This is a genomic window from Novosphingobium sp. AAP83 (genome assembly GCF_001295795.1).
In the GTDB taxonomy this organism is placed as follows: domain Bacteria; phylum Pseudomonadota; class Alphaproteobacteria; order Sphingomonadales; family Sphingomonadaceae; genus Novosphingobium.
This window is the reverse complement of sequence record NZ_LJHY01000071.1, coordinates 64,483-71,979: the sequence shown is the minus strand read 5'-3', so window position 1 is coordinate 71,979 and position 7,497 is coordinate 64,483. Positions and strand designations below refer to the sequence as shown.

The window sequence follows — 7,497 nt, the reverse complement described above, 5'->3', positions numbered from 1 at the left end:
GGGGGGGGGGGGCTATCCGCGAGCGCAACGCCTGCGGCCCCCACACCCTCCGCGGCTTCGCCGCTCCTCCCTCTCCCCTGAAGGGGAGAGGGCTTGGTGCACACGAAATACTTCTGGTTTATCCGAGCCGTAAGCTGGATAACTTCAGGTGGAACCTCAAGAAATTCCTCGTCGAAACGGCCCAGCAAGGGCACAGGCCATTCGGTGAGGCCGGCGTTTTCGATCACGAGGCCTTCGTCTTCCACCAGCACCAAGCCCGCAGCGTCAGCGGCGGCTTTCGCCTTTTCGCGGATCATCGCTTCACGTTCGACATGATCGACAATCACATGGCAAGCGCGCAACTTTTCAGCGTAATCACTCGCCCCGCCGATGGTGATTTCGCCATCGTGGTGGAAGCGGTGGCCGCGGGTGGCATAGCCTGATTTCACGCCGCCCACTTCGCATTCGATCAGGTCTTCACCAAGGATGGCAACGATGCCCGAGAGCGGGCGGACCCAGCGGATGCTTTCGGTGGAGATCGAAGCCGCGCCCCAGCGCTGGCTTTTGGGCCAGGGGAAAGCGCGGATGATGGCGGGGATCGCTTCGGCCAGCACGCCTTTCGTCGCGCGACCCGGCTTTTCGGTGACGGCGAACCACACGCCATCGCGTTCGGTCAACTGGCCCTTGGTCAGGCCGGTCTTGCGCAGGAAGCCTTCGAGCGCCTGTTCGGGCGCAGAGGTGCGCGGGCCTTTGACTTCTTCGGAAACAGCCTGCGTCGCCAATGGCAGATCGCGGGCGATCAGGGCGAGACGGCGCGGGGTGGACCAGACGGTGACCTCGCCCGCCTGCAATCCGGCAGCGGCCAGTTCCTTGGCGAAAAGCTTTGCCAGATCGGCGCGCGCTCCAGCCTGCATCCGCGCCGGAATTTCCTCTGAGCGCAATTCGAGGAGGAAATCGGTCACTTGCTCCACTCCGGATATTGGGCAGCCCATTGGTCTTCAAATTTGGCCATGTGGGCCTCGCATGATCCGCGTGCGAGATCGCGGACACGGCCCATATAGCTGGCGCGTTCCTGCACCGAGATCACGCCGCGCGCCTGCAACAGGTTGAACAGGTGGCTGGCTTCGATGGCTTGTTCATAGGCGGCAATGGGCACATCGTTCGTCAGCGAAAGCTGGCATTCGGCCTCGGCACGGCGGAAGCCTTCGAACAGGCTTTCGGTATCGGCCACTTCAAAGTTCCATTTGGACATCTGCTTCTCGTTTTCGAGAAAGACATCGCCATAGGAAACGCCGTGATTGTTGAACGCGAGATCATAGACGTTATCAACGCCCTGAATATACATCGCCAGACGTTCCAGACCGTAGGTCAATTCGCCCGCCACCGGCTTGCAATCGAACCCGCCCATCTGCTGGAAATAGGTGAACTGGGTGACTTCCATGCCATCGCACCACACTTCCCAGCCAAGGCCCCATGCGCCCAGCGTTGGCGATTCCCAATCGTCTTCGACAAAGCGGATATCGTGGACCAGCGGATCGATGCCGATCACGCCCAGCGATTGCAGATAAAGCTCCTGCAAATTGGCGGGGCTTGGCTTCAGGATCACCTGATACTGGTAATAGTGCTGCAACCGGTTGGGGTTTTCGCCATAGCGGCCATCGGTGGGGCGGCGGCAGGGTTGCACGAAAGCGGCGTTCCACGGCTCTGGCCCCAAGGCGCGCAGCGTAGTGGCGGGATGGAACGTCCCTGCGCCCATGCGCATGTCATAAGGCTGGAGGATCAGGCAGCCCTGCTCGCTCCAGAATGTGTGCAAACGCAAGATCATATCTTGCAGGCAAAGGGGCTTATGTGTGCTGTCGGCCATAATCGCGCGGCTTTGGCCGATGAGGCTGCTCAAATCAACCTTTTCGGGCAAACCAAGCATATCATTCGGAGCGGCATTGATCAGTTTACCGGTGTTGCATCATGAAAACGGTTCGTTCATTCCCGCAGGGTTAGGATGGACCAATGACGATCAGACGCACCCTTGCTGTGGCTTTTGCCCTCGCCGTGGCAGCATTTTCAGGTATCGCCCACGCGCAGGAACCGGCGGCTGCACCGGCTCCGGTGCGGCAGATGAAACCTGCGCTGTGGAAAGTGGCGGATGAAGACACCACCATTTATCTGTTTGGCACTATCCACGTCTTGCCCAAAAATCTGGTGTGGTTCGAAGGGCCGGTGGCCAAAGCGCTTGATGCCTCAGACGAATTGGTCACCGAAATTCCCGATGTTTCCGAAGCGGAGCAGCAAAAAGTGGTGGATGCGGTGGGCATGTTGCCCGGCGGGACATTGCGCTCCTTGATGGGCAAGACAGACCGCGCGGCTTACGAAGCCCTGCTGAAACGGTTGAAGATACCGCACGACGCCTTTGATCAGTATGAACCTTGGCTGGCGGGTATTACTCTTGGCATAATGCCTTACGCAATTGCGGGCTATGCCGAAGAAGACGGCGCAGAAAGCATTTTGCGCAAGGCGGCACTCGCCAAAGGCAAAAAAGAGGGGGCTCTGGAAACCATCGGTTTTCAGCTCGGACTGTTCGATGGCCTTTCGCGCGAAGCGCAGCTCCGGTTCCTGAACGAGGCTGTGCGCGATTTTGACAAGTCGATTCCATCAATCGATGCGATGGTGAAGCATTGGGGCGCGGGCGAGCCCGAAGCCTTGGCCAATCTGCTCAATAGCGAGATGGATGACCCTGCCCTGGCCGAAGCGCTGCTGTTCCAGCGCAATCGCGATTGGGCCGTGTGGATCGCCGCGAGAATGCGGCAGCCCGGGCGCATCTTCATAGCCGTGGGCGCAGGCCATCTGGCAGGCGAACGCAGCGTCCAACATGTGTTAAAGATAAAAGGCATTATCGCAGAGCGCGTGCAGTGAAACTTCTGCTGCGCCTTGCCTTGTTTGCCGCGCTGGGCATAGCGGTGGCGTGGTTCCGCCGCGATCCCGCACCGCAAATCGATGCGAAAGTGGCGCTATGGCAGATAGCCGACAACACGGGCACGATGCGCGGCTATATGTTAGGCACGGTTCACGCTTTGTCGCCGGGCACGCAATGGCTGCGCCCCGCGATTACCGAGGCATTGGGCAATTCGGACAGGCTGGTGATGGAAATCGCCGAGCCGCTCAATCAGGACATTGCCGGCGAGGCCTTGGCGCGGCTGGCGGGAACACCGGGCCTGCCCCCACCTTCACAACGCTTGCCCGCGCCTTATCGTGAAAAACTGGCCAAGGTTTACCGCAAGCTTGATCTGACGGACGCAGACTTTGCCGATACCGAAAGCTGGGCAGTGGCGCTGCAATTGGCTGCTATTGCGGGGCAAGCGGCAGGGGCTGATCCGCAAAGCGGGGCAGAACCGCAATTGCGCATGCTGGCAGGGACGAAGCCGATTGCGGGGTTTGAGACCATCGACAGCCAGTTTGGCATTTTCGATGCGCTGCCACCGCGCGCGCAGCTAGTGCTCTTGCAGGAAGTGACGGTTGAAGCCGCTAGCGACAAGGACGAAGAGGCAGATATGGTAGCGCTGTGGCTGCGCGGCGATGATCTGGGCATTGCCAGCGAGACAAATCGCGGTTTCCTTGCCGATAACGGCTTGCACCAAGCCTTGCTGACTAACCGCAACAGCGCCTGGGCCGAACAACTCGATGTCATGCTCAAGCAAGGCGCAAAGCCATTCGTCGCAGTAGGCGCAGCGCATCTGGCCGGTGGGGACAGTCTGCAACGCCTGATGATGGCGCGCGGGTGGCAAATTAAGCGGATGCCTTGAGGGTTACGCCTTCCTGATTGCTTGCATTTCCCGCCAAACCAGCTAAGGGCCGCCGCTTCCCTGTCATGGTCATCCCTGGAGGCGTGGCGGAGGAAGTATTGAAACATAGCATTCTTGAAAAGGTACTGACACATGAGCGAGACGCTTACGCTGTCGGCTGAGACGCGCGATCGGGCAGGCAAGGGAGCCTCCCGTGCACTGCGTCGCGAAGGCCGCACCCCCGCTGTCATCTATGGCGGCAATGAAGCACCGGTTGCAATTCACCTCGAAGAAAAGGCGCTGAAAAAAGCGCTGGGCACCGGCCACTTCTTCAACTCTGTCGTCGAGCTTACTGTGGACGGACAGACCTTGCGCACCCTGCCCAAGGACGTCGCTTTCCACCCGGTTTCGGACCGTCCGCTGCACGCGGATTTCCTGCGTATCACGAAGGACTCTGTTGTTCACGTGAACGTGCCGGTTGTGTTCATCAACGAAGCGAAATCGCCCGGCCTCAAGAAGGGCGGCATCCTGAACGTAGTTCGCCATGAGCTGGAAATGATCTGCTCGCCAGATTCGATCCCTGACGACATCATCGTTGATGTTTCGGGCTATGAAGTCGGCGATTCGATCCACATCAGCGCGGTTACCCTGCCTGCCGGCGTAAAGCCTGCGATCGACCGCGATTTCACCATCGCCACGATCGTTGCTCCTTCTGCGCTGAAGAGCGAAGAAGGCGATACGGCTGCCTAAAGCCTCTGCTCCCGCCCCGGCGGTGAGCTGAAAAGACACCCCTTCCGCACCGTGCGGGAGGGGTTCTTTTTTGGGTGCAGGGTTTGCGCTATGCCCTCCCCCGCCAAGCACAAGGATCTCCCCTGCAATGCAACTCTGGGTCGGCCTCGGAAATCCCGGACCGCAATATGCGCTTCACCGGCACAATGTGGGCTTCATGGTGCTTGATACCATTGCCGAAGTGCACCGCTTTGGCCCCGTCCAGAAGAAGTTTCAGGGCTGGTTGCAGGAAGGCCGCATCGGCACCGAAAAAGTGCTGCTGCTCAAACCCGCGACGTTCATGAACGAGAGCGGGCGCGCGGTGGGCGAGGCGATGCGCTTCTACAAACTCGGACTGGATGCACTAACCGTGTTCCACGACGAGCTGGACCTCGCGCCGTTCAAGGTCAAGGTGAAGCACGGTGGCGGCACTGCCGGGCACAATGGCCTACGCTCAATTGATCAGCATCTGGGCGCGGAATTCCAGCGTGTGCGGCTAGGCATCGGCCACCCGGGCCATAAGGACCGCGTTACCGGCTATGTACTGGGCAATTTCGCCAAGGCCGAGCAAGATGATCTGGTGGATATGCTGGGTGCGATTGCGTCAGAGGCCGATTGGCTGGCGCGCGGTGATGGCGTGCGGTTCATCAATGATGTGGCGCTGCGCCAGCAGGCTTAACTGTCAAAAAACGCCCGAATTGAGTTCGAAACTGTCGGCGTGGCTTACAACTGAAAAAATCTTCCTGGCCGTTAACCACTTAAACACCTGTTCTGCAACAAATGGCACTACATTTGCATAGCATTGAGCAGTTCCAAGTTAACCAATGGGGGTTAGTATGAAAATCCGCGCTTCGATCATCACCGCAATTGCTCTGATGGGCATGACCACTACAACGCCAGCCAATGCTACTTGGTGGAAGAAGAAACCGCACAAGCACTATTGCCACTGCGGCCACACCGGCGGCGGCTGCGGCGGCACGACCAGCAGCACGTCAAGCACCACGGGCGGCACCACAACGTCGGGTGGCACTACCTCGACATCTGGCGGCACGACCACGTCGGGCGGCACCACCACATCGTCAACCACCTCGGGCGGTACCACCACGACATCGACAACCTCGGGCGGCACCACATCGTCGACCACGGGCGGCACCACCACCTCGACCACGTCAGGCGGCACGACGACCGGTGGCACCACGACCACCACTTCGGGCGGCACCACCTCAACCACATCGGGCGGATCCACCTCTACTTCGGGTGGCACCTCGGTTCCAGAGCCAGGCATGCTCGGCATGATGGCGCTCGGCCTGCTCGGCATCGGCTTTGCCCGCTCACGCAAGGGCAAGCCACGCGCCTGATCAGGCAGGCAAGGTTCTTAGCCGCCTTGTGCGGTGGAGAACCTTGCAAGGCTGCGCTTGAATACAGCGTTGCTTGGATCCGTATCTGCCGCTTGCTGCAACAAAGTCAGCGCAGTTGCACGGTCCTTCCCCCCCATAGCCCGGACATAGCCTGCCATATAGGTCATGTCCGGGTCTTCGGGGCGAAGCACCCGCGCCTGATCGGCGGCGGCAATGGCTTCATCGGCGCGGCCGGCATGGCTAAGCGCCAACGACAGCCGCTTCAGCACTTCGGCATCCCTACCCATTTGCGCCAACTGGCCATAGGCCTCGATAGCCCCGTTCCAGTCCTCGCGCGCAATGGCAGCGCGGCCTTTGCGGTCGAGTTCAACCGATTGGCTGGTCCGCACCGCCGCCAGCCTCGCTTTTAGCGCATCAGCATCAGGGCTGCCCATCGCCCGCGCTGCCTTTTCCGCCACATCCAACTCGTCTTCACCTGCAATCAAGCTGTCTGACAACGGGCGCACCGTGGCATAGGCCGCCACGGCATCGCCAGTAGCCATTTGCGCCTCCGCCAGCATCAACCGTGAATAGGGATTGTTTGGCGAACGGCTGAGCGCGCGCTGGAACATGGCGCGGGCCTGTTCTGGATGGCCGGTGCGCAGCATCGATTCTGCATAAAGCAAACCATAAGGCGAGATCGGATCAAGCACCCCTTCCTGCTTTGCCAACGTGGTTCGCACCGTATCCCAATCACCCTTCATAGATGCAAACAGCACCTTGAGATCTTTGACGCCGCGATCATCGGGTGCCAACGCAGCCGCACGCTCGGTCATCGCAATGGCGTCATCAAGCTTGCCTTCGATGTCATAGGCCTTGGCACGCGCCATCCACGGATCGGCCAGCTTGGGATAGCGACTTGCCGCCTTCTCCAGTGTGGCATGGACTTGTTCCATCTGGCCGCGCCGCGCCGCAATATCGGCAGACAGCATCAGCGCATCGAAACCATCGGCCTGCAACCGGAACAACTTGGCCACTTGCGCTTGCGCACCGTCAAGGTCTTGCGCATCGATCAGGAAGCGCGCGTAATCGCGCAAGAGAAGCGGATCATCGCCTACGGCCACACCGGCGCGCATTGCGTCAATCCCGCCTTGGGTATCCTTCAGCGCGATCTTGGCCGCAGCCCGCACCCGCCATGCGGTGGTGGAATTGTCATCGGCCAGCATTGCCAAAGCTTGCTCGGCCTTGCCGCGCAGCAGCGCCGCTTCGGCCCTGATCTGGATCAGCTCTGCGCCCTTGAAGCCCAAGCGCTCAAGCCGGTCAGCGCTGGCCTGTGCGCCATCCCCATCGCCTAAGCGCAATTGCACCCCGGCCAAGAGCTTAAGCAGGTCTATGCTATCGCCTTGTTCGGCCAGCGCAGCGGTAAGATCGACACGGGCAGCCCCCAGTTGCATTCCGGCGATTTCCTCACGCGCACGGGCAATGCGCGCAGCAGGATCATCACCACATGAGGCGAGAAGAAGGGCGAGCGGGAGAATCAGTGTCTTTTTCATGCAGCGATTATCACACGCAGGCCTGAAATTTTGGTGAAAACGCCAGAGCATTTGCCAGAGGATTTACCTGAATTATCGGCGAAG

Annotated in this window: 8 protein-coding genes; 5 read left to right on the top strand and 3 right to left on the bottom strand. The window is 60.1% G+C overall.

The features are described from left to right. Positions 1-941: glycine--tRNA ligase subunit beta (locus IP81_RS19065; RefSeq protein WP_157573348.1), on the bottom strand; the 941-nt coding region annotated here is incomplete at its 3' end. Continuing rightward, positions 938-1,843: a glycine--tRNA ligase subunit alpha gene (locus IP81_RS19060; protein WP_054109590.1), complete on the bottom strand. Its 906-nt coding sequence runs from the start codon at positions 1,841-1,843 to the stop codon at positions 938-940. The genes IP81_RS19065 and IP81_RS19060, both read right to left, overlap by 4 nt. Positions 1,844-1,986: 143 nt before the next feature. Here IP81_RS19060 and IP81_RS19055 point away from each other — a divergent pair, with 143 nt between their 5' ends. The 5 genes from IP81_RS19055 (at position 1,987) to IP81_RS19930 (ending at position 5,881) form a co-directional block, all read left to right on the top strand. Next, positions 1,987-2,889, top strand: a complete 903-nt coding sequence (locus IP81_RS19055) for a TraB/GumN family protein (RefSeq protein ID WP_054109584.1) — start codon at positions 1,987-1,989, stop codon at positions 2,887-2,889. Beyond that, positions 2,886-3,776, top strand: coding sequence for a TraB/GumN family protein (locus IP81_RS19050; RefSeq protein ID WP_054109583.1), 891 nt, complete (start codon positions 2,886-2,888; stop codon positions 3,774-3,776). Before IP81_RS19055 ends, IP81_RS19050 begins: the two co-directional genes overlap by 4 nt. Positions 3,777-3,908: 132 nt before the next feature. After that, positions 3,909-4,505, top strand: a complete 597-nt coding sequence (locus IP81_RS19045) for a 50S ribosomal protein L25/general stress protein Ctc (protein ID WP_054109582.1) — start codon at positions 3,909-3,911, stop codon at positions 4,503-4,505. A 127-nt stretch (positions 4,506-4,632) separates the two neighbouring features. Beyond that, on the top strand, positions 4,633-5,202 hold the full coding sequence (pth, locus tag IP81_RS19040; protein ID WP_054109581.1) for an aminoacyl-tRNA hydrolase: 570 nt from the start codon (positions 4,633-4,635) through the stop codon (positions 5,200-5,202). 157 nt (positions 5,203-5,359) lie between these two features. Further along, a complete protein-coding gene (locus IP81_RS19930; protein WP_082356313.1) occupies positions 5,360-5,881 on the top strand; it encodes a PEP-CTERM sorting domain-containing protein in 522 nt (173 codons plus the stop codon). A gap of 17 nt (positions 5,882-5,898) precedes the next feature. Here the strand turns inward: IP81_RS19930 and IP81_RS19030 are convergent, their stop codons facing one another. Continuing rightward, a complete protein-coding gene (locus IP81_RS19030; protein ID WP_054109579.1) occupies positions 5,899-7,413 on the bottom strand; it encodes a tetratricopeptide repeat protein in 1,515 nt (504 codons plus the stop codon). Positions 7,414-7,497 lie beyond the last annotated feature (84 nt).